At 61.4% G+C, this 25,994-nt stretch carries 25 protein-coding genes; 22 read left to right on the forward strand and 3 right to left on the reverse strand.

Going from position 1 to position 25,994, the window contains the following annotated elements:
• Window positions 1-207: 207 nt before the first annotated feature.
• The 4 genes from dprA (at window position 208) to K3555_RS14855 (ending at window position 6,007) form a co-directional block, all read left to right on the forward strand.
• A complete protein-coding gene (gene dprA, locus K3555_RS14840) occupies window positions 208-1,389 on the forward strand; it encodes a DNA-processing protein DprA (RefSeq protein WP_260005990.1) in 1,182 nt (393 codons plus the stop codon).
• 195 nt (window positions 1,390-1,584) lie between these two features.
• Window positions 1,585-4,212 (forward strand): type I DNA topoisomerase, encoded by a 2,628-nt coding sequence (gene topA / locus K3555_RS14845; protein ID WP_260005991.1) that lies wholly within the window; start codon window positions 1,585-1,587, stop codon window positions 4,210-4,212.
• Window positions 4,213-4,655: 443 nt separating this feature from the next.
• Window positions 4,656-5,378, forward strand: a complete 723-nt coding sequence (locus K3555_RS14850; RefSeq protein ID WP_129371720.1) for a CoA transferase subunit A — start codon at window positions 4,656-4,658, stop codon at window positions 5,376-5,378.
• Window positions 5,378-6,007 carry a CoA transferase subunit B gene (locus K3555_RS14855; RefSeq protein ID WP_259997649.1) on the forward strand — a complete coding sequence of 210 codons (630 nt, stop codon included), beginning with the start codon at window positions 5,378-5,380 and terminating at the stop codon, window positions 6,005-6,007. Before K3555_RS14850 ends, K3555_RS14855 begins: the two co-directional genes overlap by 1 nt.
• Window positions 6,008-6,079: 72 nt before the next feature.
• On the opposite strand, the gene K3555_RS14860 is transcribed toward K3555_RS14855, so the two are convergent.
• The gene (locus K3555_RS14860) at window positions 6,080-6,556 is read right to left on the reverse strand and encodes a hypothetical protein (protein WP_260005992.1); all 477 of its coding nucleotides are present in this window, start codon (window positions 6,554-6,556) and stop codon (window positions 6,080-6,082) included.
• A 247-nt stretch (window positions 6,557-6,803) separates the two neighbouring features.
• Here K3555_RS14860 and K3555_RS14865 point away from each other — a divergent pair, with 247 nt between their 5' ends.
• Window positions 6,804-7,373: a TetR/AcrR family transcriptional regulator gene (locus K3555_RS14865; RefSeq protein WP_260005993.1), complete on the forward strand. Its 570-nt coding sequence runs from the start codon at window positions 6,804-6,806 to the stop codon at window positions 7,371-7,373.
• A 7-nt stretch (window positions 7,374-7,380) separates the two neighbouring features.
• On the opposite strand, the gene K3555_RS14870 is transcribed toward K3555_RS14865, so the two are convergent.
• Window positions 7,381-8,190, reverse strand: a complete 810-nt coding sequence (locus K3555_RS14870; protein ID WP_259986673.1) for a lytic transglycosylase domain-containing protein — start codon at window positions 8,188-8,190, stop codon at window positions 7,381-7,383.
• Between the two features lie 355 nt (window positions 8,191-8,545).
• Here K3555_RS14870 and K3555_RS14875 point away from each other — a divergent pair, with 355 nt between their 5' ends.
• The 17 genes from K3555_RS14875 (at window position 8,546) to K3555_RS14955 (ending at window position 24,979) form a co-directional block, all read left to right on the forward strand.
• Entirely contained in the window at window positions 8,546-8,737 is a 192-nt protein-coding gene (locus K3555_RS14875; protein WP_129371725.1) for a Flp family type IVb pilin, read from the forward strand.
• A 394-nt stretch (window positions 8,738-9,131) separates the two neighbouring features.
• The gene (locus tag K3555_RS14880) at window positions 9,132-9,323 is read left to right on the forward strand and encodes a Flp family type IVb pilin (RefSeq protein ID WP_129371726.1); all 192 of its coding nucleotides are present in this window, start codon (window positions 9,132-9,134) and stop codon (window positions 9,321-9,323) included.
• A 343-nt stretch (window positions 9,324-9,666) separates the two neighbouring features.
• Window positions 9,667-9,843, forward strand: coding sequence for a hypothetical protein (locus tag K3555_RS14885; RefSeq protein ID WP_259986674.1), 177 nt, complete (start codon window positions 9,667-9,669; stop codon window positions 9,841-9,843).
• Window positions 9,844-9,941: 98 nt separating this feature from the next.
• The gene (gene cpaB / locus K3555_RS14890; RefSeq protein WP_259986675.1) at window positions 9,942-10,799 is read left to right on the forward strand and encodes a Flp pilus assembly protein CpaB; all 858 of its coding nucleotides are present in this window, start codon (window positions 9,942-9,944) and stop codon (window positions 10,797-10,799) included.
• A 215-nt stretch (window positions 10,800-11,014) separates the two neighbouring features.
• Window positions 11,015-12,421, forward strand: a complete 1,407-nt coding sequence (locus tag K3555_RS14895; RefSeq protein ID WP_259986676.1) for a type II and III secretion system protein family protein — start codon at window positions 11,015-11,017, stop codon at window positions 12,419-12,421.
• Window positions 12,422-12,436: 15 nt separating this feature from the next.
• A complete protein-coding gene (locus K3555_RS14900; RefSeq protein WP_259997637.1) occupies window positions 12,437-13,066 on the forward strand; it encodes an OmpA family protein in 630 nt (209 codons plus the stop codon).
• Between the two features lie 154 nt (window positions 13,067-13,220).
• Complete coding sequence (locus tag K3555_RS14905; RefSeq protein ID WP_260005998.1) at window positions 13,221-14,450, forward strand: AAA family ATPase; 1,230 nt, start codon at window positions 13,221-13,223, stop codon at window positions 14,448-14,450.
• A gap of 23 nt (window positions 14,451-14,473) precedes the next feature.
• The gene (locus K3555_RS14910) at window positions 14,474-15,910 is read left to right on the forward strand and encodes a CpaF family protein (RefSeq protein ID WP_259986679.1); all 1,437 of its coding nucleotides are present in this window, start codon (window positions 14,474-14,476) and stop codon (window positions 15,908-15,910) included.
• Entirely contained in the window at window positions 15,910-16,878 is a 969-nt protein-coding gene (locus K3555_RS14915; protein ID WP_259986680.1) for a type II secretion system F family protein, read from the forward strand. The genes K3555_RS14910 and K3555_RS14915 overlap by 1 nt, the downstream gene beginning before the upstream one ends.
• Before the next feature lie 10 nt (window positions 16,879-16,888).
• Complete coding sequence (locus tag K3555_RS14920; RefSeq protein WP_259986681.1) at window positions 16,889-17,860, forward strand: type II secretion system F family protein; 972 nt, start codon at window positions 16,889-16,891, stop codon at window positions 17,858-17,860.
• Window positions 17,861-17,871: 11 nt separating this feature from the next.
• Window positions 17,872-18,462 (forward strand): tetratricopeptide repeat protein, encoded by a 591-nt coding sequence (locus tag K3555_RS14925; RefSeq protein WP_260006000.1) that lies wholly within the window; start codon window positions 17,872-17,874, stop codon window positions 18,460-18,462.
• A 30-nt stretch (window positions 18,463-18,492) separates the two neighbouring features.
• On the forward strand, window positions 18,493-19,341 hold the full coding sequence (locus tag K3555_RS14930) for a lipopolysaccharide assembly protein LapB (RefSeq protein WP_260006002.1): 849 nt from the start codon (window positions 18,493-18,495) through the stop codon (window positions 19,339-19,341).
• A 3-nt stretch (window positions 19,342-19,344) separates the two neighbouring features.
• Entirely contained in the window at window positions 19,345-19,842 is a 498-nt protein-coding gene (locus K3555_RS14935; RefSeq protein ID WP_259997632.1) for a prepilin peptidase, read from the forward strand.
• A 151-nt stretch (window positions 19,843-19,993) separates the two neighbouring features.
• Window positions 19,994-21,301 (forward strand): ATPase, encoded by a 1,308-nt coding sequence (locus K3555_RS14940; protein WP_260006003.1) that lies wholly within the window; start codon window positions 19,994-19,996, stop codon window positions 21,299-21,301.
• A 90-nt stretch (window positions 21,302-21,391) separates the two neighbouring features.
• Window positions 21,392-23,809 (forward strand): ligase-associated DNA damage response DEXH box helicase, encoded by a 2,418-nt coding sequence (locus tag K3555_RS14945; RefSeq protein WP_260006004.1) that lies wholly within the window; start codon window positions 21,392-21,394, stop codon window positions 23,807-23,809.
• Between the two features lie 37 nt (window positions 23,810-23,846).
• Window positions 23,847-24,497 (forward strand): ligase-associated DNA damage response endonuclease PdeM, encoded by a 651-nt coding sequence (gene pdeM / locus K3555_RS14950; RefSeq protein ID WP_260006006.1) that lies wholly within the window; start codon window positions 23,847-23,849, stop codon window positions 24,495-24,497.
• A 74-nt stretch (window positions 24,498-24,571) separates the two neighbouring features.
• A complete protein-coding gene (locus tag K3555_RS14955) occupies window positions 24,572-24,979 on the forward strand; it encodes a PaaI family thioesterase (protein ID WP_260006008.1) in 408 nt (135 codons plus the stop codon).
• 90 nt (window positions 24,980-25,069) lie between these two features.
• Here the strand turns inward: K3555_RS14955 and folD are convergent, their stop codons facing one another.
• A complete protein-coding gene (gene folD, locus K3555_RS14960) occupies window positions 25,070-25,972 on the reverse strand; it encodes a bifunctional methylenetetrahydrofolate dehydrogenase/methenyltetrahydrofolate cyclohydrolase FolD (RefSeq protein WP_259988087.1) in 903 nt (300 codons plus the stop codon).
• Window positions 25,973-25,994 lie beyond the last annotated feature (22 nt).

Here is a 25,994-nt window from a genome sequence, read left to right on the forward strand (position 1 = left end):
GACCGTAAAAATCCGGGCCGCCCGCCAGTGTTGCCGGCCCGGGTTACGGCAATGCCTCCCCGTTCGAACTGTGAGCGAAAGGTAATTTCCCCCATTTTCCGGCTACTTAAGAAAATTTTCGGGGAATTGGCCGAAAACCTTCCGGCGTTCACCACCTGTTAACCCCCTTAAGGTTAATTCTGGTTCTGCAAACAGGCGGAGCTGCGGATGACCGAAGAAACACTTTCTTCCACTCACCCCCCACTCCCACCCACCACGGAAGATACCCGGTTTTCCTGGCTTCGCCTTTTGCGCTCTAAACGGGTCGGCCCGGTGACCTTTCACCGGCTGCTCGCCGAATATGGTTCAGCGCAGAACGCGCTGGATGCGTTGCCCGAAGTGGCACGTTCCGCAGGTATCAAAGGGTATGAAACATGCCCCGCCAAGGCGGTAGACGCTGAAATTAGGACCGCAAAAGCCGCCAAAGCGCGGCTTTTGTGCTTTTCCGACCCGGAATACCCTGAACTCCTCCGCAGCCTGAAAGATGCACCGCCGCTGTTGTGGGCCATTGGCGACCTTGCGGCATTGCGGCGTCCGATGATTTCCATGGTCGGCGCCCGCAACGCGTCTTCGCTGGGGTTGCGCATGGCCAGATCGCTGGCGCAAAACTTGGGCGACGCCGGCTATACTGTTGTCTCCGGCATGGCCCGCGGCATCGACACCGCCGCGCATCAATCGGCGCTGCAAACAGGAACAATTGCCATTCTGGCGGGCGGCGCCGATGTGATCTACCCGGCAGAAAACGCCCGGCTTGCCGAAGACATAACCGGAACCGGACTGCGCCTGTCAGAGCAGCCGATGGGCAAGACACCGCAGGCCCGCGACTTCCCCAAACGCAACCGGATCATTGCCGGCATGTCCCGCGCCGTTGTGGTGGTGGAGGCGGCCGCCAAATCCGGCAGCCTGATCACGGCCCGCGACGCGCTGGACTACGGCCGCGAGGTTCTGGCGGTGCCCGGCCATCCCTTTGATGCCCGCAGTTCCGGCTGCAACAGGCTGATCCGCGACGGCGCCTTGCTGGTCCGCAGTGCCGCCGACGTGCTGGAGGCGCTGCCGCCGCAAGACCTGTCACAGGAACAGGCGCCGGCAACCGGCAGTCCGCAGCAGGCCCTGGCCGGCCTGCCGCAGCAGCCGCCCGAACGGCGCAGCCTTGCGCAGACCAACGCCCTGCATCAGCAGATCCTCGGCAGGCTCGGGCCCTCCCCCACATCTGAGTCCGACCTGCTGCGCGAACTTTCCTTGCCGCCGCAGCTGCTGGCCCCGGCGCTGACGGATCTGGAGCTGGAAGGCGCGATCCGGCGCCAGCCGGGCGGGTTGCTGTCCAAGGCTTTTCCGGAAAATGAAGACTGACCCTGCGCGCCTTGCCTTGCCCCTGCCTGCCGCGCCGGACAGCAGGAACAGGCTGCCGCGAACCGTCGGAATACCACCGTAAAAGGCCCGTTTCCCGCCGCGTCGAATGCACCTGGATTGACAATCTCCCCTTGCGCCCCACATCCTGCCCCGCCATAGAACCCGCAGAAGCGGTCCGAAGAGGTTACAGAATTTATGCCAGTAGTCGTTGTCGAATCCCCGGCCAAAGCAAAGACAATCAACAAATATCTTGGCTCCAACTATACGGTTCTGGCGTCTTACGGGCATGTGCGCGACCTGCCGGCCAAGGATGGTTCGGTCGACACTGACGCCGATTTCGACATGACCTGGGAGGTCGGCAATGATTCCCGCAAGCACGTCAAGGCGATTGCCGACGCGCTGAAAGAGGACAATGCGCTGATTCTCGCTACCGACCCCGACCGCGAGGGCGAGGCGATCAGCTGGCACCTGCAGGAGGCGTTGACCAAACGGCGCTCGATCAAGAAGGACACGCCGGTCAGCCGGGTGACATTCAACGCGATCACCAAAGAAGCGGTGACCGAAGCGATGCAGAACCCGCGCCAGGTCGACATGCCGCTGGTCGAGGCCTATCTGGCCCGCCGCGCGCTGGACTATCTGGTGGGCTTCAACCTGTCGCCGGTGCTGTGGCGCAAGCTGCCGGGCGCGCGGTCCGCGGGCCGGGTGCAATCCGTCTGCCTGCGCCTGATCGTCGAGCGCGAGATGGAGATCGAAGCCTTCAACGCCCAGGAATACTGGTCCGTGCGCGCCCAGATGGCGACCCCGCGCGGCCAGGAGTTCGAAGCCCGCCTGACGGTGCTGGGCGGCGACAAGCTGGACAAATACAGCCTGAAGACGTCCACCGCTGCCGAACTGGCGGTGCAGGCCGTGGCCTCGCGCCAGCTGTCAGTGCTGTCGGTCGAAGCAAAACCCGCTTCCCGCAACCCCTCTGCCCCGTTCATGACGTCGACCCTGCAGCAGGAAGCCAGCCGCAAATTCGGCATGGGCGCGCGCCAGACCATGAACGCCGCGCAGCGCCTTTATGAGGCCGGTCACATCACCTATATGCGGACCGATGGCATCGACATGGCGCCCGAAGCGGTGCAGGCCGCGCGTGCCGAGATCGAAACCCGCTATGGCGCTGAATATGTGCCCTCCTCCCCGCGGATCTACAAGAACAAGGCGAAGAACGCCCAGGAAGCGCACGAATGTATCCGCCCGACGGATATGAGCCGCGATGCGGCCAGCCTGAAGGTCACGGACGACGATCAGCGCAAGCTCTATGACCTGATCTGGAAGCGCACCCTGTCGTGCCAGATGGAAGGTGCCCGTCTGGAACGCACCACTGTCGATATCGGCTCGGATGACAAACAGGTGGTGCTGCGCGCCACTGGCCAGGTGATGCTGTTTGACGGTTTCATGCGGGTTTATGAAGAAGGCCGCGATGATGTGGCCGACGAAGACGACAAGCGCCTGCCGCAGATCATGCAGGGCGAAGCGCTGAAATTTGCATCCTCGCTGGCCGCGCAGGCTGACAAGGCCGGCAAAGAGGCATCCGTGCTCTCTGAAGACGGCGCTGTGCTGGCGCTGCAGCACCATACCCAGCCGCCGCCGCGCTATACCGAGGCGACACTGGTCAAGCGGATGGAAGAGCTGGGCATCGGCCGCCCCTCGACCTATGCCTCCGTGATCACCACGATCCAGGACCGCGAATACGTCCGCAAGGACAAGAACCGCCTGTTCCCCGAGGACAAAGGCCGGATCGTTACGATCTTCCTGCTGAATTTCTTCCGCAAATACGTCGGCTATGAATTCACCGCCAATCTGGAAGAAGAACTGGATGATGTCAGTGCCGGCAACGGCGACTATAAGGAACTGCTGGGCAAGTTCTGGCGCGATTTCTCGGCTGCCATTTCGGAAACCTCCGAGTTGCGGATCACCGAAGTGCTGGATGTGCTGGATGACGCCCTTGCACCGCAGCTTTATCCGCCGCGCGAAGACGGCACCGACCCGCGCGTCTGCCCCAAATGCGGGGCGGGCCAGCTGCATCTGAAAACCTCGCGCACCGGCGGCTTTGTCGGCTGCGGCAATTACCCGGAATGCACCTACACCCGCCCCATCGCCGGCGAAGGCGCTGATGGCGACGAGCGGCTGCTGGGGATGGATGGCGAAGATGAGATCCACCTGAAGGCCGGCCGCTTTGGACCCTATGTTCAGCGCGGCGAAGCAACGCCCGAAAACAAGAAGCCGCCGCGCGCCAGCCTGCCCAAGGGCTGGAGCAAGGACGATATGGACCTGGCAAAAGCGCTGACCCTGCTCAGCCTGCCGCGCCAGATCGGCGACCACCCCGAAGGCGGTGTGATTGCCTCCAACTTCGGCCGCTTCGGCCCCTATTTGATGCACCAGCTGCCCGAAGAGGAAAAACCTGTCTACGCCAACCTCAAGGACCCCAACGACGTCTTTGAAATCGGCATGAACCGGGCGGTGGAACTGCTGGCGGAAAAGCGCGCCAATCCGGGCCGCCGCGGCAGCCGGGCTGCTGCCAAACCGCTGAAGGAGCTGGGGGATCACCCCGACAGCGGTGGCGCCATCAACATCATGGACGGCCGCTACGGGCCTTACGTCAAATGGGAAAAGGTCAATGCCACACTGCCCAAGGACGTGGAACCCAAGGACGTGACCATGGAAATGGCGATGGAGCTGATTGCGGAAAAATCCGCAAAGGGCGGCAAGAAGAAGGCAGCGGCCAAAAAGCCCGCAGCCAAGAAAAAAGCAGCCCCTAAGAAGGCCGCAGCGAAAGATTGACAACCGGCGGCGTGGACTTGGGCGGGGTGCTCCCGCCGGTTCCAGGCGCATTGACATGCGCCCTCACCGTTGGGCCCGGCGCCGCTAACGCGGCGCGGGTCATGTCCTGCCCGCGTCCTTCTCTATTCTGCGCTGCGTCAAGGGCGGCCCTGCCGCTGCGTCAGCGGCTTGACCTTGGCGCGGCGCAGAACAGTTTCACTCCCGCGAATGCCCAATAAGGACAAAGCTAACCTTATTGGCTTATCAGCAAAGCTTTCCTTTGCGCCGCAAAGCGGCGCCACGCCCAAGGCTGATGGAGCATCTGCCGAAGGCAAATGCACCAGGAAGGCACGGGAGCCTTGCCCTCTCTGTTCTCCGTAGAAATACGTGCCCGTCTCCGTATTCATTGACTCTGCTCCAGCAGGCAGCCAGAAATCCCGCAACCGGCATACTGGGAGAACTCCATGAAGAAGGTATATTCCAACGCTGCTGAAGCGCTCGACGGGCTGCTTCACGACGGCATGTACATCGCTGCGGGCGGTTTTGGCCTCTGCGGCATCCCCGAACTGCTGCTGCAGGCGATCAAGGACGCAGGCACCAAGGATCTGACCTTTGCCTCCAACAACGCCGGCGTCGATGATTTCGGCATAGGCATCCTGCTGCAGACCCGGCAGGTGAAAAAGATGATCTCGTCCTATGTGGGCGAAAACGCGGAATTCATGCGCCAGTACCTGAGCGGCGAGCTGGAACTGGAATTCAATCCGCAGGGCACCCTGGCTGAACGCATGCGCGCGGGCGGCGCAGGCATTCCGGGCTTCTTCACCAAGACCGGCGTGGGTACAGTGATTGCCGACGGAAAGTTTGAAAAGCAGTTCCCCACCGGAGCGGACGGCGCCATGGAGGACTACATCATGGAAGAAGGCATCTTTGCCGACCTCGCCATCGTAAAGGCCTGGAAGGCGGATGAGACCGGCAACCTGGTGTTCCGCAAGACCGCCCGCAACTTCAACGCGCCTGCTGCCACCTGCGGCAAGGTCTGCGTGGTCGAGGTCGAGGAGATCGTGCCGACCGGCTCGCTGGACCCGGATTCGATTCACCTGCCCGGCATCTACGTGCACCGCATCATCCAAGGCCAGCACGAGAAACGCATCGAACAGCGCACCGTGCGCAAGCGGGAGGAAGCATAATGCCCTGGGATCGTAATCAGATGGCGGCACGGGCCGCGCAGGAGCTGCAGGACGGCTGGTATGTGAACCTCGGCATCGGCATTCCGACGCTGGTGTCCAACTACATCCCCGAAGGTGTGGAAGTGACCCTGCAATCGGAGAACGGCATGCTGGGCATGGGCCCCTTCCCCTATGAGGGCGAAGAGGACGCCGACCTGATCAACGCGGGCAAGCAGACCATCACCGAACTGCCGCAGACCGCCTATTTCGACTCGGCGCAGTCGTTTGCGATGATCCGCGGCGGCAAGATCGCCATGGCGATCCTGGGTGCGATGGAAGTGGCCGAGAACGGCGATCTGGCAAATTGGATGATCCCCGGCAAGCTGGTCAAGGGCATGGGCGGCGCCATGGATCTGGTCGCGGGTGTCGGCCGTGTGGTGGTCGTGATGGATCACACCAACAAACACGGCGACAGCAAGGTTCTGAAGGATTGCACCCTGCCGCTGACCGGCAAGGGCGTTGTCGACCGGATCATCACCAATCTGGGCGTCCTGGACGTCGTGGACGGCGGCCTGAAGATCGTTGAGTTGGCGGATGGTGTCAGCGAAGACGAGATCCGCAGCGCGACCCAGGCCACCCTGGTCGACTGATCCCGGATCAGATCTGACAATCAGGGCCCGCCGGTTTCCGGCGGGCCTTTTCATTGCAAATCCGGTTTGCAGTCAAACCCCGGCAGCAGACCCGGGCCGTGCGCGAGGCCGTTGGGTGTGCCAGATGGCGCCTTCGGGCGGGTTGACGATTTCATACATGTAAACGCGCTTATCGTACCAATTGACGATCTTCTCCCGGCCGTCTTCGAACACCACCACGCAATAACTGCCCCTGGCCGGGTCACAGCTGTCGCGGCCAAGCAAGGTAACGATAACCGGATCCACCAGATGCCGGTTGAACAGCACGATCGCCTTGGTCTGCTTGCCCGAAACATACAAAGCACCTGCAAACAGGCCCGCGGCCAGCAGCACAAAACCCAGGCCCGAGAAATTCCGGAACGGGTTGACCTTTGCGAGTCCCGGAGCAAAGGCGACAAACACCATCCGCCCGAAAATCCCGGTAAAAGCGATCAGGCCGAGCATTGCAAAGGTGCTGGTGGCCTCTTGCGAACCCGCGGCAAGCGCCGCCGGATCAATTCCCAATTCCAATTCCTGTCTCCAATTTTTCAAAGCCAAATGATGCGGCTCAATCCTGTCAATTCCAGCACCATAGCGGCGGCGGCAGGAAAAGAACAAAAACTTTGCAGAAAACACACCATTTCAAGACGTTGCGGACGGGTCACTGGGCAGGCTCGCAGAACTCCGGTTACGCCCTGCTTTCGCTTGTTAAACTGATTTGAGTTGCCTGCCCCTTCCTCCGCCAATATGAACAGACCGGTACAGATAGAGATGAATCATGCGCCCGAACAAACGAGACGAATTGGTCCGCAAAGCCCTGGACGTGTTCTACCGCAGCGGATTTCACGCCACGGGAATGGACACGCTGGTCAAGGAAACCGGCGTCTCAAAAACCTCCATGTACAAGCATTTCCGCACCAAGGATGACCTGATCAGTGCTGTTCTGCAGCTGCGGGACGAGAACTTCCGCAACTGGCTCTATGGCCGTATGGAGGCCCTGTCGGACACACCGGCGGGACAGCTGATCGCTGTTTTCACCGCTCTGGGAGAGTGGTTCGGCAAGCCCGGGTTTGCCGGCTGCATGTTTGTAAAGGCCAGCTCTGAATTCCAGGACCATGCGCATCCGGTGTACCGGCAATCCAGTGAACATAAGCAGATGCTGCTGGACCATTTCACTGCGCTGGCCCAATCAGCCGGGGCGCCTGATCCCGCAGCATTGGCCCGGCAGCTTTTGATGCTGAAAGAAGGTGCCACTGTCCTGGCCGCCATGTCAGTCACCCCTGCCCCGGCAGAGGACGCGCTGCAATCCGCGCGGATACTGTTGCAGCCTTATCTGAAAGACAGCTGACCGCGCCTTACTTGCCCAGCCTGAAAACGCATCCGTCGGACAAAAACTGCGGCGGTGTCATACATAGGCCGCGCGCCACCTGATAGGCGGCCAGAACCTTGGGCACATAGTCGCGTGTCTCGGCAAAGGGCGGCACCCCCTGGTGCGAGCGCACGGCCCCTTCGCCGGCATTATAGCCAGCCAGCACCAAAATCGGATCGCCGCCGAATTCCCCCATCAGCCAGTCGAGATACTGAATACCGCCCGCAATGTTCTGCCGCGCCTCCAGCGCGTCACTCACCCCGAAACGTTTGGCAGTATCAGGCATCAGCTGCATCAGCCCCTGCGCCCCGGCAGCGCTGACCGCATCAGGCTTGCCGGCGGATTCGACCGCGATCACTGCCAGGACCAAGGCCGGCGACACCTCGGTGCCCAGGCTTTCGGTCAGGATCTGCACACCGCGTTCCTGCACAATATCCTGCATCAGTTGCAACCGCGGGGCCGCCAGGCCTTTAGCTCCGCTCAAGGCCTGCAGGGCGTCATCCAGACGCCCCGGCCCCGATCCCTCTAGTCCAAAGGCAACCTTATCCCAGAACCAGCCATAACGGCCGGCCGGCTTTGCGCTGCTGTCTGCGGCTGCTTTCAACGCAGGCGCCGGGGGGGCTGGCTCAGGCTGCGGCTCAATCTGTATGGTAATGCGCTTGCCTGTGCCGGACGCCGGCGGTTTGATGCGTTTTGCCTCGAACTGCGGAAAAGGCCGGGGCTGCACCTCCTCAGCCACTGCAGCCAGTGGCATGGCACAGGCTGCCAGCGCCAATACAGTGTTCCCGAATGACATTGCCCTGCCTGCCTGCGGTTTCAGTTCGTTCCAATCTGTGAAAATTGACGCCCGAAGGCCAGTATTCCTGCCCCGGAATCTGGCGCAACCGCCTTATTTGCCCCGGACTGGCGCTGAAATATCACGGGGCACGGTGAAGTAAGAAAAAATTAATGCCGCAAAAACAGGTGGATGCACAAGTTATTTCCGAAAAGTAAAAATTGGGCAGCTATTTCCGGGTTTCAGCCCAAATCCTGCCACGCTGCACTGGCTATATGTATTCATCCAAGCCGGACAGTGGTCGAGCAGGTGAGAGAGCAGACCCTGGCGAGATGGCGGGATTACACATTCAGAGATCCTTTGGAGGGACCGAACCATGATCAAGTTTTTCAAAAGCTTCCGCAAAGACTTCCGCAAAGACGAATCCGGCGCCGTGACCGTTGACTGGGTCGTGCTGACCGCAGCTGTCGCCGCACTGGGCGGCGTGGTTTACACCGCTGTGCAGGATGGCGCTTCCACCTTGTCGAGCGACACCGGTTCCTACCTGAAGACCAAAAAACCGACCTAATTGCCGGCGGCGGCGTATATACCGCATCGCGACACCGCAATTCGGGCCGCTCTCTTCGGAGGGCGGCCTATTCCGTTTCCGCTCCACTGCGGGAAAGTCCGGACCTGCATTTTCAACCGGCTGGAACTTTGAAAGCCCCGGCACGCGGGAAGATCCGCCAACCTCGCAATATTCTTTCCGCTTAGCTGTAGAAGACGCCCTTTCTGACACATGCAGTTTCTTGCCAAAAAGTTAAAATTAGGCAGCCAATTCCGAATTCTCGCCCCAATCCTGCCATGCTCAGCTGGCTATATGTACTCATCCAAGCCGGTCAGTGCCCAAGCAGGTGAGAGAGCAGGCCCTGGCAAAACGGCGGGACAGCATTAATTCAGAGATCCTTTGGAGGGACCGAACCATGATCAAGTTTTTCAAAAGCTTCCGCAAAGACTTCCGCAAAGACGAATCCGGCGCCGTGACCGTTGACTGGGTCGTACTGACCGCAGCTGTCGCCGCACTGGGTGGCGTGGTCTACACCGCTGTTCAGGATGGCGCGTCCACCCTGGCAAGCGACACTGGCTCCTACCTGAAAGGCAAGAAGCCGACCTGATCGCAGGCGGTGGCATCCAATCCGCACCGCAGCACAGTAATTCGGGCCACTCTCTTCGGAGGGTGGCCCTTTTCATTCGGCACTTCTGCAATGAGGCTGGTCCCGCATAAAGTTTTCTGGCGAAATCAACCGATTAATATGAGTTTGGGAAGTGGGATGCGAGACAAACCCTGCGTCAAAAAGCACTTCCTTCCTTACCTCTCACATTAATAGGTTATTAGGCAAAAAGCACGGATTACGCCCCATTAACGCCCCATTCATGAAGCTTAATGATACTAACACGGGATTGCTTTCAGCAGGCGATCCTATCCCTTGAATCCCTTTGGGCAGCGAGGTCCGCAACATGAAGAAACTATGGTCATTCATTGCCAGTGACGACGGAGCGGTAACCGTTGACTGGGTTATCCTAGCTGCCGCCGCAATCGGGCTTGCCGTATTGATTGCCGGGATGACGCAAGACGGTGCGCTTGGCCTGGCCCAGGGGCTGGCAGACTATATGAGCAATTGGAACTTTGGCTGAGGCTTGGGGGACACCATCAATTGCCGCCACAGTTCGAGTGATCCAGCAGCCGGTTCCGCCCCGCGGGGCGTCGGCTGAAATCTATGAGAGGTAACACAATGCGTGCAGTTTTCGGACTGGTGCTGATTGTCGGTGTGGCCCTCGCGGGCGGCGCCGTCATGATGGCAAAAAACTATATCTCGGCCTATCAGAATGAACTGGCGCGCGAACGCGCAGCCCGCGCCGAAGCGGTGCCGCTGGTGGATGTTTTTGTCGCCACCAAACCCTTGAAATACGGCGAGCGGCTGTCCCAGGACGCAGTGCGCACTGTGCGCTGGCCCGAAGATGCCATTCCCGAAGGTGCCTATATCACCCATGAAGAGCTGTTTCCGCCACATGCCGGTGATCAGCTTAGAGTGGTTCTGCGCGCCATGGAAACAGATGAGGCCATCATGGCCCTCAAGGTCACGGCACCTGGCGAAGACGCCGGCATCACATCGCGGTTGCAGCGCGGTATGCGCGCCTTTGCAATCAAGGTCGATGTCTCCTCAGGTGTTTCGGGTTTCCTGCGGCCTGGCGACAAAGTGGACGTCTATTGGACCGGCATGATGCCGGGATCGGCCGGCAACCGCGGTGAGGTCACCCGCCTGATCCAAACCAATGTCGAACTGGTGGCCATTGACCAAAGCGCCGGCGGCGACATCAACGAAGCCGTCATTGCCCGCACCGTCACCGTTGCCGCCCACCCCAGGCAGGTCGCCGCGCTGGCACAGGCGCAAACCACCGGGCGGCTGTCGCTGGCCCTGGTCGGCGCCGGGGATGACACCATTGCTTCGTTTGTCGAAGTGGACCAGCGCAGCCTGCTGGGCCTGGGGGCATTGGAAGCGCCGCAAGAAGTGGAAAAGGAAAAAGTCTGCACCATCCGCACCCGCCGCGGCGCTGAGGTTGTGGAAATTCCGATCCCCTGCACAAACTAGGAATTTCATTTCCGCGCGGACCGTTAACAGGCTCAGCCGTCCTTTTTCAGCAAGGGGCGGCTGTTTTGCCTGTTGCGCAGGCCCCACAATGGCCCGCAGACAGGAACACCCCAGAAGCCATTGATTCTTGCAATAATTCGGGATCTGCACCACAGTGCCCGAAAGAGCGGGCAAAAAGACCCGGATTTTGAGGCGTGATCGGAAAGGCAGGTCACATGGCAATTGGACGGTTCGTAGCGGCGGCCCTGGTGGGTCTATCGCTTATTGGTATGCCACAGGCAGATGGGGCATCAGCGCAATCCTTGCGGGTGGTGAAAAAAGGCACGGTTTCACGACTGGACGTGCCGATGAACCGCGCCGTGGTGGTGGAAAGCGAAACCCCTTTTGCTGAGCTCAGCATCGCCAACCCCGGCATTGCAGATATTTCCTCCCTGTCCGACCGCACGATCTATGTGCTGGGCAAGTCGCCCGGCCTGACCACGCTGACGCTGCTTGATGGTTCCGGCCGGCTGATCACCAATGTGGACGTGCGGGTGGCCGCGGATGTGACCGAATTCAAGGAACGTCTGCGCCAGATCCTGCCTAATGAAAAAATTGAAGTCCGCACCGCCAACGACGGCATCGTTTTGTCCGGCACCGTGTCCAGCGCAGTGCGGCTGCAGCGGGCGCTGGACCTGGCCGAACGCTATGCGCCGGAACGGGTCAGCAATCTGATGTCGGTCGGCGGTGTGCAGCAGGTCATGCTTAAGGTCCGCTTTGCCGAAATGCAGCGTTCAGTCTCAAAGTCGCTGAGCGCCTCGCTGGGCTTTAACGGCGGTACCGGCAATGGCCGCACCGGCGGCATCAACACGTTGAACACATCCGGCGCGCTGGCCAACTCGCTGGCCGGCAACATCCCTGCCGCCAACGAGAACACCGGCGCCTTCCTGTTCGGCTTCAACGCAGGTTCCGTCCAGGTCAGCCTCCTGCTCGAAGCACTGGAGCAAAAGGGCGTGGTCCGCACCCTGGCAGAACCCAACCTTTCCGCCCTGTCAGGGCAGGAGGCGAAATTCCTGGCTGGCGGCGAATACCCGGTTCCGATTGCTCAGGAAGGCGGCGTCATCACTGTTGAATTCAAACCCTTCGGGATTGAGCTGAATTTCATTCCCAGGGTGATCGACGGCGATCTAATCAATCTTGAACTGAATGCTGCTGTGTCGGCCATCGACCCTTCCAATGCGCTGGAGCTGAGCGGCCTGACCATCGACGCCTTCACGCGGCGCGAGACCTCGACCACGGTGGAAATGCGCGACGGCGAGAGCTTTGCCATCGCCGGGCTGATCCGTGATGAATTTCTCGACAACTCTTCACAGCTGCCCTGGCTTGGCGACGTGCCGGTGCTGGGCGCGCTGTTCCGCAGCGCCGATTACCAGCGCGAACAGACCGAGCTGGTGATTATCGTCAGCGCCCACCTGGTGACTCCGACCCGCGGCGAGGCGCTGACCCTGCCGACCGACCGGGTGGCGCCGCCAAGCGAAAAGGATCTGTTCCTGTTCGGGCGCACCTCCCGCACCAAAAACGGACCGGCGGCTGAAGTGGCCAAGCAGGATTTCAACGGCTCTTACGGCTACGTGCTGGACTGATAGGGAGTGGCACAGATGATCAGAACCGCTGCAATTTTCGGCATTCTTCTGGCCGCAGCCGCCTGCGAACGGGAGGCCGGCCGTGAGCTGAACCGCTCAGGCGACTTTGGCGAGGCGACCCTCAGCAATGCGGCAGTGATGAGCGGTGAGCGCAGCTTTGCCATCCAATTGGCCGGCCGGTTCGCCAAAGAAGTGCCCACGACGATCAACTTCGATTTTGACAGCGCCCGGCTGGATCAGACCGCGCGGTCGGTTCTGGACCGCCAGGCAGTCTGGATCAAGCAATTCCCCGAGGTGCGATTCCGCGTCTTCGGCCACACCGACGCGGTCGGCAGCAACGGCTATAACAAATCCCTCGGCTTGCGCCGGGCCCGCGCGGCTGTGAACTATCTGGTTTCCCGCGGCATCAGCCGCAGCCGGCTGGAAGCAGTGGTCTCGCACGGCGAAACCCAGCCGCTGGTCCCGACACCTGAGCGCGAACGCCGCAACCGCCGGACGGTGACCGAGGTCAGCGGATTCCTTAAGCGCCACCCGACGGTGCTGGACGGGAAATACGCCCAGATTATCTATCGCGAATATCTGGAAAGCGCGATTCCGGGCACCACATTGACCGAACAGCAGTCGCTGGAGCGCACGCTGCAGTAGGCAGAAGACGCGGCCAGCTGGTTACGAAGTAGTAACAATTCCCCAGATTTGGGGATTTTTGGCCCCAATATCGCCTAGATTGCCACCGACATTGTTTCCAAGAGGCGGACTGTGCCCAAAGCCCGGTCTGCCCAAGTGAACAAGGATGATGGCGATGAGCAGCGGAATGCCGCAAACAGACACACCTGCGATTGTTGCCTGCACGATCAGCCGGGACGTGCAGAATTTCGACCTCCTTATCGAAGACATGGAAGCCGTCCTGGGAGAGGCCTGGGGCGATCTGGGCTTTACCGAAGCGCTGGCTTTCTTTGGCCAGGCCGAAGCAGAACCGCTGCAGTTTGTGGCCCTGGCCATCGACAGCGCCGATGAGGGCGATCTGCCGCTGATGGGAGAGATTATCAGCCAGGCGAAGTCGCGCGGCATCAAGGTGATCCTGATCGCCGAGGACGTGACCCCAGCGGCACTGCATACGCTGCTGCGCCAGGGTGCCGATGAATTTGTGCCCTACCCGCTGCCTGAACAGGAATTGCAGGCTGCCATCGAACGGCTGCAGGCGCCGGAACCAGAGGTTGCGCAGAACCCGCATCAGCTGCAGTCCGGCAGCCAGCGCGAAGGCGCGGTGATCGTCTGCCACGGCCTGGCAGGCGGCACCGGATCGACCACCATGGCTGTCAACCTGGCCTGGGAGCTTGCAACGCTCAGCGAACATGACGAGCCCAGCGTGTGCCTGCTGGATCTGGATCTGCAGCACGGTTCGGTCTCGACCTACCTTGACCTGCCCCGCCGCGAGGTGGTGATGGAAATGCTCAGCGAAACTGAAAGCATGGACGCGGATCTGTTTGGCCAGGCGCTGCTGCCGTTTCAGGAAAAGCTGCAGGTTCTGACAGCTCCGTCAGAACTGGTGCCGCTGGATCTGCTGTCGCCCGAGGATATCACACGGGTGATCGGGATGGCGCGCAGCCACTTCGACTTTGTTGTCGTCGACATGCCCCATACGCTGGTGCAATGGTCTGAAACCGTGCTGAACATGGCGCATGTTTATTTCGCGATGATCGAACTGGACATGCGTTCGGCACAGAACGCGCTGCGGATGAAACGGGCGCTGCAGTCCGAAGACCTGCCGTTCGAAAAACTGCGCTTTGCCCTGAACCGGGCACCGAAGTTCACCGATCTTGCCGGCAAAAGCCGGGTCAAACGGATGGCCGAATCCCTAAGCATCTCCATCGACCTGCAGCTGCCCGATGGCGGCAAGCAGGTTCTGCAGAGCTGCGACCACGGGCTGCCGCTGGCCGTTTCGGCAGCGAAGAATCCCTTGCGCAAAGAAATCGCCAAGCTTGCAGCCTCGCTGCACGCATTGGGCCGAAGTGAAGCCGAAGCCGCCTAAGCGGCTGAACCGGGGGTGAGTTGATGTTTTCCAAGTACAAAAAGCAAGCGGCCAAACCTGCCGCGCCTGCGTCTGAGCCGGTTGCGGTCGCGGCGGCTGCTGCCGCGCCTGCTGCCAGTCTGCGGCGGCCGGTCCAGCGCAAAGCCGCCGAGGCGCAGCCGATGGATAAGGACCGCAAGCGCAAGGAGCGTTTGGGGGAGATTAAGATCCAGTTGCACCGGGAGCTTCTGGAGAACCTGAACCTGGCCGCGCTGGAACGCGCAGGCGAGGCAGAGCTGCGATCTGAGATCGCCACGATTGCAACCGAGATCCTGGCGGAAAAAGGCATTGTTCTGAACCGCGAGGACCGCCAGCAGCTGAACAAGGAGCTGTATGACGAGGTCACCGGCCTTGGCCCGCTTGAGGCGCTGCTGCAGGACGACACGGTCAGCGATATCCTGGTGAACGGCCCGCAGCAGATCTTTATTGAACGTGATGGCAAACTGCAGATCAGCGACATCACCTTCAAGGATGAGAAGCATCTGATGCGGATCATCGACAAGATCGTCTCGGCTGTGGGCCGCCGTGTTGATGAAAGCAACCCCTATGTGGACGCCCGCCTCGCCGATGGCTCGCGCTTCAACGCGATGGTGCCGCCGGTTGCGGTGGATGGCTCGCTGGTGTCGATCCGGAAATTCAAAAAAGACAAGCTGGGCATCGACGACCTGGTGAATTTCGGCGCCTTCACTGAGGAGATGGCCGCCTTTCTGCAGGCCGCAGTTTCGACCCGGTTGAATGTCATCGTCTCGGGCGGTACCGGTTCGGGTAAAACCACCACGCTGAATGCGCTGTCCAGCTTCATCGACAATTCCGAGCGGATCCTGACGATCGAGGATACCGCGGAACTGCAGCTGCAGCAGACCCATGTGGGACGGATGGAAAGCCGCCCGCCCAATGTTGAAGGCAAGGGCGAGGTCTCCCCTCGCGACTGCCTGAAGAACGCTCTGCGGATGCGCCCTGACCGCATCATCGTCGGCGAGACCCGCGGCGAGGAAGTCATCGACATGCTGCAGGCGATGAATACCGGCCATGACGGCTCGATGACCACGATCCATGCCAACTCGGCCCGCGACGGGATTTCACGCCTGGAAAACATGATTGCAATGGCAGGTATTGAAATGCCGCTCAAAGCGGTGCGCAGCCAGATCTCCTCAGCTGTGAACCTCATTGTGCAGGCCTCGCGTCTGCAGGACGGTTCCCGCCGGATGACCTCCATCACCGAAATCACCGGCATGGAGGGCGACGTGATCTCGATGCAGGAAATCTTCCGTTTCCAGCGGGTCGGGCTGACCCCGGACAACAAGATCATCGGCCATTTCACCGCCACCGGGGTGCGCAGCCATTACTCTGAGCGCTTCCGCCTTTGGGGCTTTGATCTGCCGCCGTCGATCTATGAACCCACCGTGATGGAGGCACGCTGATGCAACTGAGTGCCGAACCGCTTATCTACGGCTTGATTTTCTTCGGGGTTCTGGCCCTGGTCGAAGGCCTGTATCTGTTCACCTTCGGCAAATCCATCAGCCTCAACAGCAAGGTGAACCGCCGGCTGGAGATGATGGAGAAGGGCGGCAACCGCGAACAGGTGCTGGAGCAGCTGCGCAAGGAGCTGGGCCAGCACGCCAAGTCGCAGTCCATCCCGCTCTATTCACTGCTGTCGGAGCGGGCGCAGAAAGCGGCGATTGCCTTTTCGCCCAAGCAGCTGATCCTGATTATGGCCGCCCTTGCTGCCGTTGCCTTTGCCGGCCTCAGCATCGGCACTTCGGCCCCCCTGCCCGTCCGGATCCTGGGATCCGTCATCATCGGCGTTGGTGCGGTGTTCTTCTGGGTCAACAAGAAAGCCGCCAAGCGGATGGCCATGATCGAAGAACAGCTGCCGGATGCGGTGGAACTGATGGTGCGCAGCTTGCGCGTCGGCCATCCGTTCACCTCGGCTGTGCAGATCGTCGCAAATGAGGTTGAAGACCCCCTGGCGACCGAATTCGGCATCATCTCAGATGAATGCGCTTACGGCCGCGATGTTGGCGAATCGCTTAAGGAAATGGCGGAACGGCTGGACATGCAGGACATGCGCTTTTTGGCTGTTGCCGTCACCATCCAGCAGCAATCGGGCGGCAACCTGGCCGAAGTTCTGGCCGGCCTGGCCAAGGTGATCCGCGCCCGCTTCCGCCTGTTCCGCAGGGTCAAGGCGATCACCGCCGAGGCGCAGTGGTCGGGCAAATTCCTGTCAGGTTTCCCGCTGTTCTGCCTGATCGGGATCCTGGTCAAGGATCCCAATTATTATGACGGCGTGCTGGACCATCCCTGGTTCATCCCCGCCTGTTTTGCGGTGGGTGTGATGCTGACTGCCAACCTGATCGTCATGCGCGTGCTGACCAACATCAAAGTGTAAGGAGGGGACCGTGGAATTTCTGACCGGAATAAACGATTACCTGACATCGCAATTCGGCGAGTTCGGCCCGCTCCTGGCGCTTGGCATTGCCGGGCTGTTCATGATCCTGCTGGCGGTTCCGCTGCTGCTGAACCAGCCCGAGGATCCGCTGAAGAAGCTGCAAAAGAACATGGCGCCCGAAACCCGGAACAAACCGCAAAAACAGCGGTTGCGCCAGGCCGACCGCAACGAGCAGCTGCAAAAATTCGCAGGTTTTCTGGAACCGCAGAACGAAGACGAACTGTCAGCAATGGAACTGAAGCTGCGCCAGGCGGGGTATCACTCCAAGGACTCGGTGCGCCTGTTCCATTTCCTGCAGTTTGCTCTGGGCATCCTGGGCCTCGTGGCCGGGCTGTTCTTTGTCTACGTACTGAAGGCCGATATCGATTATGACAGCCAGCAAATGGCGATCCGCATCATCGGGCCTGGCGCGGCCGGCTATTTGCTGCCGAAATACTGGATCACCCGCCGGATTGAAGAGCGCAAGCAAAAGATCACCGAAGGCTTCCCGGATGCACTGGACATGATGCTGGTCTGTGTCGAAGCCGGCCAGTCGCTGGACCAGGCGATTGTCCGCGTTGCCAAGGAGCTGCACGCCTCTTTCCCGGATCTGGCCGAAGAATTCGAGGTTGTCGCGCAAGAGATGAAGGCAGGCAAGGAAAAGGACAAGGTCCTGCGGGACATGGCCACCCGCTGCGGGGTGCAGGATGTCTCCTCCTTTGTGACTGTGATGATCCAGTCCGCCAGCTTCGGCACCTCGATCGCAGACGCCTTGCGGGTTTATGCCGGGGAAATGCGCGACAAGCGTGTGATGCGCGCAGAAGAGGCCGCAAACAAGTTGCCCGTGAAGATGACCCTTGCCACAATGGGCCTGACAGTCCCGCCGCTGCTGATCATTCTGGTCGGCCCGTCGGTGCAGGGCATCATGAACATGGGCAACTGAGGCAACCGAACATGAACTCATCAGGACGGGCCGGGCCGGGCCGTCCCTGCCGTGCTATTGCCGCCGCCAGCGTTGTTGCGCTGGCGGCGGCCTGCGCGCCGGGCGGGCTGAAACAGGACAAGGGCAGCCCTTGGGCGCCAAGCGGCAATCACCGCCAGCAGGCCGAGGACGGGCTGGTGGTCGGCCACCGGCTGATGGCAGCGGGCCAGCATGAACTGGCACTGGACGCCTTCACCCGCGCTGCCCTTGACCACGGGCTGACGCCAGAGGTTCTGTCCGGCATGGGCAGTGCCAAACTGGGCCTCAGGCGGCTTGGCCAGGCAGAAGATCTGCTGCGCCAGGCGGTGGATGCGGACGGCACCTGGCCGGAACCGATGAACAACCTGGGCGTCGTGCTGATGGAGCGCGGCAAAACCGCCGAAGCGGTGCAGGTGTTCCAGCGCGCCTATGCGCTTGACAATGGCGAAAGTGACGCAATCCGCGATAATTTACGCCTTGCTCTCGCAAAGCTTGAAAATCCTGCGCATACTGACCCTCAAAATCAAGATTATAAATTGGTGCGGCAAGGCGGCGGCAGCTACCTGATAAGCCAAGCACCATGACAGAGGCAGAGCAGTAAAAAGGACGCACCAATGCGCCAGCAGTATTTCCTATCCGCTTCTCTGGCAGGGGCGCTGCTTTTGTCGGCCTGCGCAGAGAAAGCCGATGAAACCGTGGAACGGGCCTTTCAGGAAGTGAATGTCATCGACGAGAGCAATCTGAATGACGTCATGCTCTCGGTCGCCGATCCGAACGAGGCGGTTGCCCATTTCCAGCGGACGCTGAAGAGCAGCCCGGACCGGATTGAACTGCAACGCGGGCTGGCCTATTCGCTGATCCGCGCCAAGCGCACCACGGAAGGCACCACCGCCTGGAAAAAAGTTGTCTCGATGAAGGGCGTCACAAGCGAGGATCATGTTCAGCTGGCAGGCGCACTTGTGCGCAGCGGCGAATGGGACGCGGCCAAGGCAGAACTGGACAGGGTTCCCCCAACCCATGAGACCTATGAGCGCTACCGCCTGGAGGCAGTTGTGGCTGATGCCGCCAAAGATTGGAAACGCGCCGACAGCTTTTATGAAATCGCAGTTGGATTGACGACAAAACCAGCGAAAGTGATGAACAATTGGGGCTATTCCAAGCTGACCCGCGGCGATTTCGCCGGCTCTGAGCGGTTGTTCGGCGAAGCAATCCGTCAGGATCAACGCCTGTTCACAGCCAAGAACAACCTGGTTCTGGCCCGCGGCGCGCAACGCAATTACACCCTGCCGGTGATCCCGATGGATCAGACTGAACGCGCATTGCTGCTGCACACGCTGGCGCTGTTGGCAGTCAAGCAAGGCGACGTCAAGACCGGCGAGAATCTGCTGCGCGAAGCAATTGACACCCACCCGCAGCACTTTGAGGAAGCCTCGCGCTCGCTGGCGGCCCTGGAGAACGGCTGATCCATGCAGTTCCCGGCCCATGCAGCCCTGTGGTTCCTGCCCTTTGTTCTGCCACTGTGCTACACAGTCGCGCTGACGGATCTGCGCGGCATGCGCATCCCCAACTGGGCCGTCGATTTGCTAGCCGTGATCTATGTGGTTGCAGGAGCGGTGCTGATGCCCAGCTGGACGGACTACGGCTGGCATCTGCTGCACCTGCCGGTCGGCATCGGCCTGGGTTACTTGTTCTATGCAGCCGGTGCTGTCGGCGCGGGCGACGCCAAATTTGCAGGCGCCGCGGCACCTTTCTTTGCGCTTGGCGACCTGCGGCTGTTGATGATCATCTTTGCGGCCACCCTGCTGGCGGGTTTCACCGCCCACCGGATCGCCAAATACACCCCCCTGCGCCGGCTGGCGCCGCAATGGCAAAGCTGGGACACCGGCAAAAGCTTCCCGATGGGCCTGTGCCTGGGCGGCACCCTGGCCCTCTACCTGGTGCTGGCAGCGCGCTTTGGCAGCTGACTGCATCCGCTGCAAAAACTTCGCTGGAAATCCGCCGCCTCCGCGGAATTGCTGCAGCTCTGCCCCGCTGTTGCCACAGTCCTGAATAGTCTGTTTCCTTGAACGCCCCGGCTGCCGGGGCACGGATCCGATCTTAGGGACAGGCACCGCCATGAACATGCAGAACCTCACCGTGATGGCCCCGCCCGCCCCCAAAGGGCTGGCGCAGATGCAGCTGCCGCTGGTGATGATGCGGGACATCCTGCTGAAGACCATCTTCCGCAAAAACGTCGAGAACGTCACCGAAATTGCCGAGGCAATCTGCCTGCCCGGCGCCGTCACCCAGGAACTGGTGGATATCGCCCGCGAGCAAAAGCTGCTGGAGGCCACCGGCACGCTCAACGCCAACAGCGGCAACGAAATGGGCTACCAGCTGACCGATGCGGGTAAATCGCGGGCGCTGGATGCGCTCAGCCAGTCGGAGTACTTCGGGGCGATGCCGGTGCCGCTGGACGTCTACCGCGCGCAGGTGAAACGCCAGTCGATCCGCAACATCCAAGTGTCCCGCGACCAGCTGACCAATGCCATGGGGCATCTGATTCTGCCAAACAGCCTGCTGGACCACCTTGGCCCGGCCGTCAGCGCGGGCCGCTCGATCCTGATGTACGGCCCGCCGGGCAACGGTAAATCTTCAATCTCCAACGGCATCCGCGACGCTTTGGGGGATCACGTCTATGTGCCGCGCGCCATTGAATACTCGGGCCAGGTGATCACGGTCTATGACCCGATTGTCCACACCGAAGTCGCGCAGGAACCCGAGGACCCCAACGCCCTGCGACGCCGCCGCCGTTTCGACGAACGTTATGTCATGTGCCAGCGCCCCACCGTGATCACCGGGGGCGAGCTGTCGCTGGACATGCTGGATCTGGTCTATAACCCGACCGCGCGCACCTATCAGGCACCGCTGCAGCTGAAATCCACCGGCGGCATCTTCATCGTCGACGACCTTGGCCGCCAGGCGGAACCGCCGCAGTCGCTGGTCAACCGCTGGATTGTGCCGCTGGAGGAAAGCAAGGACATCCTGGCATTGCAGTCAGGTGAGAAGTTCGAAGTGCCCTTTGACACGCTGGTGATCTTCTCCACCAACTTCCACCCGAACAAGATTTTTGACCAGGCAGCCCTGCGCCGGATATTTTTCAAGATCAAAATCGACGGCCCGGACCAGGAAAACTACCTCAAGATCTTTGCCATGGTGGCCCGCAAGAAAGGCATGCCGCTGGACGAAGGCGCCCTGGTGCACCTGCTGAAAAAGAAATACCCGTCGATCGATAACGTCTATGCGAACTACCAGCCGGTGTTTCTGATCGACCAGATCATCGCGATCTGCGAATTTGAGGGCATCCCCTATCAGATGTCCCCCGAGCTGATCGACCGCGCCTGGGCTAACATGTTCGTCAAGGACGAAGAGATCGTGAAGTGATCCCCGCCGGCAGACAGGCGGCAGCAAGAGTTTTCGAAAACTCTTGCAAAACTTTTCGAAAAGTTTTGGGCCTTCCCCTAAAAGGAAGGGATGAGCAAACTTCCTAAGGTCATTCTAGGCTGGTTTACCGCCCGCGGCTGGTCCATCCACCCGCACCAGCACTCCATGCTGGACTGCGCCGGGGATCCGGCAACCCTGCTGATCGCCCCCACCGGCGGCGGCAAGACCATGGCCGGCTTTCTGCCCACCCTCGCCGATCTGGCAGAAAGCCCTCATGACGGGCTGCACACCCTCTATATTTCACCGCTCAAGGCCCTTGCTGCAGACATCAAGCGCAACCTGCGCGCCCCGGTCGAAGATATGGGCCTGCCCATCCGCATTGACGACCGCACCGGCGACACGCCGTCTTCCCGCAAAAGGCGCCAGCGCGCCGATCCGCCGCATATCCTGCTGACCACACCGGAAAGCCTGGCGCTGCTTACCTCCTACGAGGATGCGGCCCGCACTTTCAAAGGGCTGAAGCGGGTGGTGGTGGACGAGATCCATGCGCTGGCCGAAAGCAAACGCGGCGACCAGCTGATGCTGGCCCTGGCGCGGCTGCAAACGCTCTGCCCTGATCTGCGCCGGGTGGGCCTGTCAGCTACCGTGGACGACCCGCAGGCCATTGCCAGCTATCTGGCCTGCCACCCGGACCCCTGCAAAATCGTGCAGGCAGACCCCGGCCCCGCCCCGGACATCCGGATGCTGGAAACCGCAGAAGCGCCACCCTGGGCCGGCGGCGGCGCGGCCTATGCCATCGCGGCGGTGATGGAACAGATCCAGGCGCATAAAACCACGCTGATATTTCACAACACCCGCGCCCAGGCCGAGATTTTCTTTCGCAATCTCTGGCTCGCCAATGACGATGCGCTGCCGATCGGGATCCATCACGGCTCCCTCGACCGGGGCCAGCGCGAACGGGTCGAAGCCGCCATGGTCCGCGGCGAGCTGCGCGCCATTGTCTGCACCGGTTCACTGGACCTCGGCATCGACTGGGGCGATGTGGACCTGGTGATCCAGATCGGCGCACCGAAGAACGTGAAACGCCTGGTCCAGCGCATCGGCCGCGCCAACCACCGCTACAACGCGCCGTCCAAGGCGCTTCTGGTGCCCGCCAACCGGTTTGAAGTGGTGGAATGCCGTGCCGCGCTGGACGCTGTCCGTGCAGGCGATCTGGATGGCGAGGCGCGCGGCCCCGGTCCCCGCGACGTTCTTTGCCAGCACATCCTGATTGCAGCCTGCGCCGGGCCGTTTGATGCAGATGAACTCTACACCGAAGTAACCAGCGCCGGCGCATATGCCGCCCTCACCCGCGCCGGTTTCGATGCCTGTCTGGATTTCTGTGCCACCGGCGGCTACGCGCTGAAAGCTTACGACCAGTGGCAGCGCCTGTTGCAACGCCCGGACGGCAAATGGCAGCTGCGCGATCCGCGCGCCGCCCAACGCATCCGCATGAACCTGGGCACCATCCAGGACGCCGACCTCGTCAAGGTGCGCCTGAAGCGCAGCCGCGGCGGCAAGCCCCTGGGCGAGATCGAGGAGGCCTTTGCCGCCACCCTCACCCCCGGCGACACCTTTCTGATCGGCGGCCGGACCGTGCGATACGAGGGCTTGCGCGAAATGACCGTCGAGGTCACCCGCACCCCCGGCAGGAAACCGAAGATCGCAGTGTTCTCCGGCACCAAATTCGCCACCTCCACCCAGCTCAGCGCGCGCATCCAGGAGATGTTCAGTCAGGACAGCTGGCCAGAGCTGCCCCGCCACACCGCCGAATGGCTGGAACTGCAGCGCGACGTCTCGGACCTTCCCCGCGCCGGGTCGCTGCTGATCGAAAGCTTTCCCCGCGACGGGCGCGAGCATGCCTGCATTTACGGCTTTGCCGGCCGTAACGCTCAGCAAACGCTGGGGCTGCTTCTGACCAAGCGGATGGAGGAGCTTGGCCTTGATCCGCTTGGCTTTGTCTCGACCGACTACGCCACCTTGATCTGGGGGCTGGAGCCGCTGACCGACCCGGCCCCGCTGTTCGATGTCACAGCCCTGCGCGAGGGGCTGGACGGCTGGCTGGCCGGCAACGCAGTAATGAAACGCGCCTTCCGCGGCGCGGCGACCATCGCCGGGCTGATTGAACGCAACACACCCGGGCAACGCAAGAACGGGCGCCAAGCAACATTCTCCTCCGACATCCTCTATGACACTCTCAGGAAATACGACCCGGACCACCTGCTGATGGGCATCACCCGCGACGAAGCCCTGCGCGGGCTGGTGGACTTTGGCCGCGTTGAGCAGATGCTGGCACGGATCAATGGCCGGATCACCCTGCGGCGGCTGGACCGGATCTCGCCGCTTGCAGCGCCGCTTTTGCTGGAGGCTGGCAAGGTTCCGGTCAAAGGCACAGCGCAGGAAAAGCTGCTGCAACGCGAGGCCGAAGCGCTGATGCGGCTATCCGGACTGGACCGGCTGGCGCAATAGCGCTTGCCTGTTCAGCCTGCGCGTCTAAGACCACAGCATGAACGGATTTGATTTCAACCTCGCCGGCGCCCGCCTGACCGCGCTCGGCTCCGGCGCGCTCTGGTGGGCGGACCACCGGCTGCTTTGCGTCTCCGACCTGCATCTTGGAAAATCCGCACGCCATGCGCGGCGCGGCGGCAGTGCCCTGCCCCCTTACGAAGGCCGTGATACACTCAACCGCCTTGAGAGACTGGTCGCAGACCTCAACCCGGCAACTGTGGTTTGCCTCGGCGACAGCTTCGACGATGATGCCGCAGCCACTGCATTGCCGGCCCCGGAAAGACGCCAAACCCAAGACCTGATGCAAAACCGCCGCTGGATCTGGATCGAGGGAAACCACGACCCCGCCCCAACCGGTCTTGGCGGGGAGCATTTGGCGGATTTGCGGGTTGGCCCCCTCACTTTCCGCCACATTGCTGATCCGCCGGCAACGGCGGAAATCTCCGGCCACTACCATCCCAAGGCCCGCGTCCGCAGCAACTCACGCCCCTGTTTCCTGCTGGACACCTCCCGCCTGATCCTGCCGGCCTTCGGCACCTATACCGGCGGGTTGCGCAGCACCGATCCGGCACTTGCAGCATTGATGGAGCCGAATGCCTTGGCCATTCTGACCGGTCCGCAAGCCCTGCCGATACCGATGCCCCGCTAAGTGGCGCAGCGTCACCGCCATGGAACCGCCTCTTCTCTTCTATGCTTGGCCTCAGCACAAGAAGGACATTCAAAATGGAACACCGCATCCGCAGCAGTTTCGCCAAGCAAAGCATGATGCAAACCCTGGGCGCAAACATTGAAAGTGTCTCGGATGGCGTAGTGGTGATCACTGCGCCGATCCTGCCCGGCAGCCGCCAGCAGCACGATGCGGCCCATGCGGCGCTGAGCTTTGCCATCGGCGACACCGCTGCCGGATATGCGGCGCTGACAAAAATGCCGGAAGACAGCGAAGTGATGACAGCTGAGATGAAGATAAACCTGCTCGCTCCCGGAGCCGGAGACTACCTGCGCGCGACCGGCAAAGTCATCAAACCCGGCCGCCGTCTGGTCATTGTCACCGCAGATGTCCACGCCGTTTCAGGAGAAGACAAAAAGCTGATTGCCATCCTGCAAGGCACCATGGTGCCAGTCTCTTCCTGAACCCCACCCCTTCATCTTTGTAAAAAAATACTCCCGCCGGAGGCGTCCGGCGGGAGCTGTTTGGTACAGGTTTCAGCGTTCTGCGCTGCCTCAGGCGGTCAGGCCTTCGGGCTCTTTCAGACCGTTGGCGCGGCAGCAGGCGGTGACGGTGTTCGCGAGCAGGCAGGCAATCGTCATCGGGCCGACACCGCCCGGAACCGGGGTGATGGCGCCGGCGCGCTCGGACGCAGAGGCAAAGTCGACGTCGCCGACCAGCTTCATCTTGCCTTCCCCTTTTTCGGGCGCATCAATCCGGTTGATGCCCACGTCAATCACGGTGGCGCCTTCCTTGATCCAGTCGCCCGGCACCATTTCCGGGCGGCCCACGGCGGCCACAACGATGTCGGCGCGGCGCACCACCTCGGGCAGGTCCTTGGTGCGCGAATGCGCGATGGTCACGGTGCAGCTGTCGCCCAGCAAGAGCTGCGCCATCGGCTTGCCGACGATGTTGGAGCGGCCAATGACAACCGCATCCATGCCCGACAGCGAGCCGTGGTGCTCGCGCAGCATCATCAGGCAGCCCAAGGGCGTGCAGGGCACCATCGATTTCTGGCCGGTGCCCAGAAGGCCGACATTGGAGATGTGGAACCCGTCGACGTCCTTCTCCGGCGCGATCGAGTTGATCACCAGGTCTTCGTTCATGTGCTTGGGCAGCGGCAGCTGCACCAGGATGCCATGCACCGAAGCGTCGTTGTTCAGCTGCTCGACCACGGCCAGCAGGTCCGCCTCGGAGGTGTCCGCATCCAGCTTGTGCTCATAGGAGTTCATGCCGGCCTCAACGGTCTGCTTGCCCTTGGAGCGCACATAGACCTGGCTTGCCGGGTCTTCGCCGACCAGAACCACGGCGAGGCCCGGGGTGATGCCGTTTTCCTCTTTCAGCCGCGCCACATGCTCGGCCACCTGGCCGCGCACCTTGGCCGCAAAGGCCTTGCCGTCAATCAGAGTTGCTGCCATTTGATCTCTTCCTCTTTGCCGC

This window comes from Leisingera sp. M527, from assembly GCF_025141525.1.
GTDB lineage: Bacteria > Pseudomonadota > Alphaproteobacteria > Rhodobacterales > Rhodobacteraceae > Leisingera.

Excerpts from the sequence above, each read along its gene's own strand:
- dprA (WP_260005990.1), top strand. The coding sequence starts at position 208 with ATGACCGAAGAAACACTTTCTTCCACTCACCCCCCACTCCCACCCACC.
- topA (WP_260005991.1), top strand. The coding sequence starts at position 1,585 with ATGCCAGTAGTCGTTGTCGAATCCCCGGCCAAAGCAAAGACAATCAAC.
- K3555_RS14850 (WP_129371720.1), top strand. The coding sequence starts at position 4,656 with ATGAAGAAGGTATATTCCAACGCTGCTGAAGCGCTCGACGGGCTGCTT.
- K3555_RS14855 (WP_259997649.1), top strand. The coding sequence starts at position 5,378 with ATGCCCTGGGATCGTAATCAGATGGCGGCACGGGCCGCGCAGGAGCTG.
- K3555_RS14865 (WP_260005993.1), top strand. The coding sequence starts at position 6,804 with ATGCGCCCGAACAAACGAGACGAATTGGTCCGCAAAGCCCTGGACGTG.
- K3555_RS14870 (WP_259986673.1), bottom strand. The coding sequence starts at position 8,190 with ATGTCATTCGGGAACACTGTATTGGCGCTGGCAGCCTGTGCCATGCCA.
- K3555_RS14875 (WP_129371725.1), top strand. The coding sequence starts at position 8,546 with ATGATCAAGTTTTTCAAAAGCTTCCGCAAAGACTTCCGCAAAGACGAA.
- K3555_RS14880 (WP_129371726.1), top strand. The coding sequence starts at position 9,132 with ATGATCAAGTTTTTCAAAAGCTTCCGCAAAGACTTCCGCAAAGACGAA.
- K3555_RS14885 (WP_259986674.1), top strand. The coding sequence starts at position 9,667 with ATGAAGAAACTATGGTCATTCATTGCCAGTGACGACGGAGCGGTAACC.
- cpaB (WP_259986675.1), top strand. The coding sequence starts at position 9,942 with ATGCGTGCAGTTTTCGGACTGGTGCTGATTGTCGGTGTGGCCCTCGCG.
- K3555_RS14895 (WP_259986676.1), top strand. The coding sequence starts at position 11,015 with ATGGCAATTGGACGGTTCGTAGCGGCGGCCCTGGTGGGTCTATCGCTT.
- K3555_RS14900 (WP_259997637.1), top strand. The coding sequence starts at position 12,437 with ATGATCAGAACCGCTGCAATTTTCGGCATTCTTCTGGCCGCAGCCGCC.
- K3555_RS14905 (WP_260005998.1), top strand. The coding sequence starts at position 13,221 with ATGAGCAGCGGAATGCCGCAAACAGACACACCTGCGATTGTTGCCTGC.
- K3555_RS14910 (WP_259986679.1), top strand. The coding sequence starts at position 14,474 with ATGTTTTCCAAGTACAAAAAGCAAGCGGCCAAACCTGCCGCGCCTGCG.
- K3555_RS14915 (WP_259986680.1), top strand. The coding sequence starts at position 15,910 with ATGCAACTGAGTGCCGAACCGCTTATCTACGGCTTGATTTTCTTCGGG.
- K3555_RS14925 (WP_260006000.1), top strand. The coding sequence starts at position 17,872 with ATGAACTCATCAGGACGGGCCGGGCCGGGCCGTCCCTGCCGTGCTATT.
- K3555_RS14930 (WP_260006002.1), top strand. The coding sequence starts at position 18,493 with ATGCGCCAGCAGTATTTCCTATCCGCTTCTCTGGCAGGGGCGCTGCTT.
- K3555_RS14935 (WP_259997632.1), top strand. The coding sequence starts at position 19,345 with ATGCAGTTCCCGGCCCATGCAGCCCTGTGGTTCCTGCCCTTTGTTCTG.
- K3555_RS14940 (WP_260006003.1), top strand. The coding sequence starts at position 19,994 with ATGAACATGCAGAACCTCACCGTGATGGCCCCGCCCGCCCCCAAAGGG.
- K3555_RS14945 (WP_260006004.1), top strand. The coding sequence starts at position 21,392 with ATGAGCAAACTTCCTAAGGTCATTCTAGGCTGGTTTACCGCCCGCGGC.
- pdeM (WP_260006006.1), top strand. The coding sequence starts at position 23,847 with ATGAACGGATTTGATTTCAACCTCGCCGGCGCCCGCCTGACCGCGCTC.
- K3555_RS14955 (WP_260006008.1), top strand. The coding sequence starts at position 24,572 with ATGGAACACCGCATCCGCAGCAGTTTCGCCAAGCAAAGCATGATGCAA.
- folD (WP_259988087.1), bottom strand. The coding sequence starts at position 25,972 with ATGGCAGCAACTCTGATTGACGGCAAGGCCTTTGCGGCCAAGGTGCGC.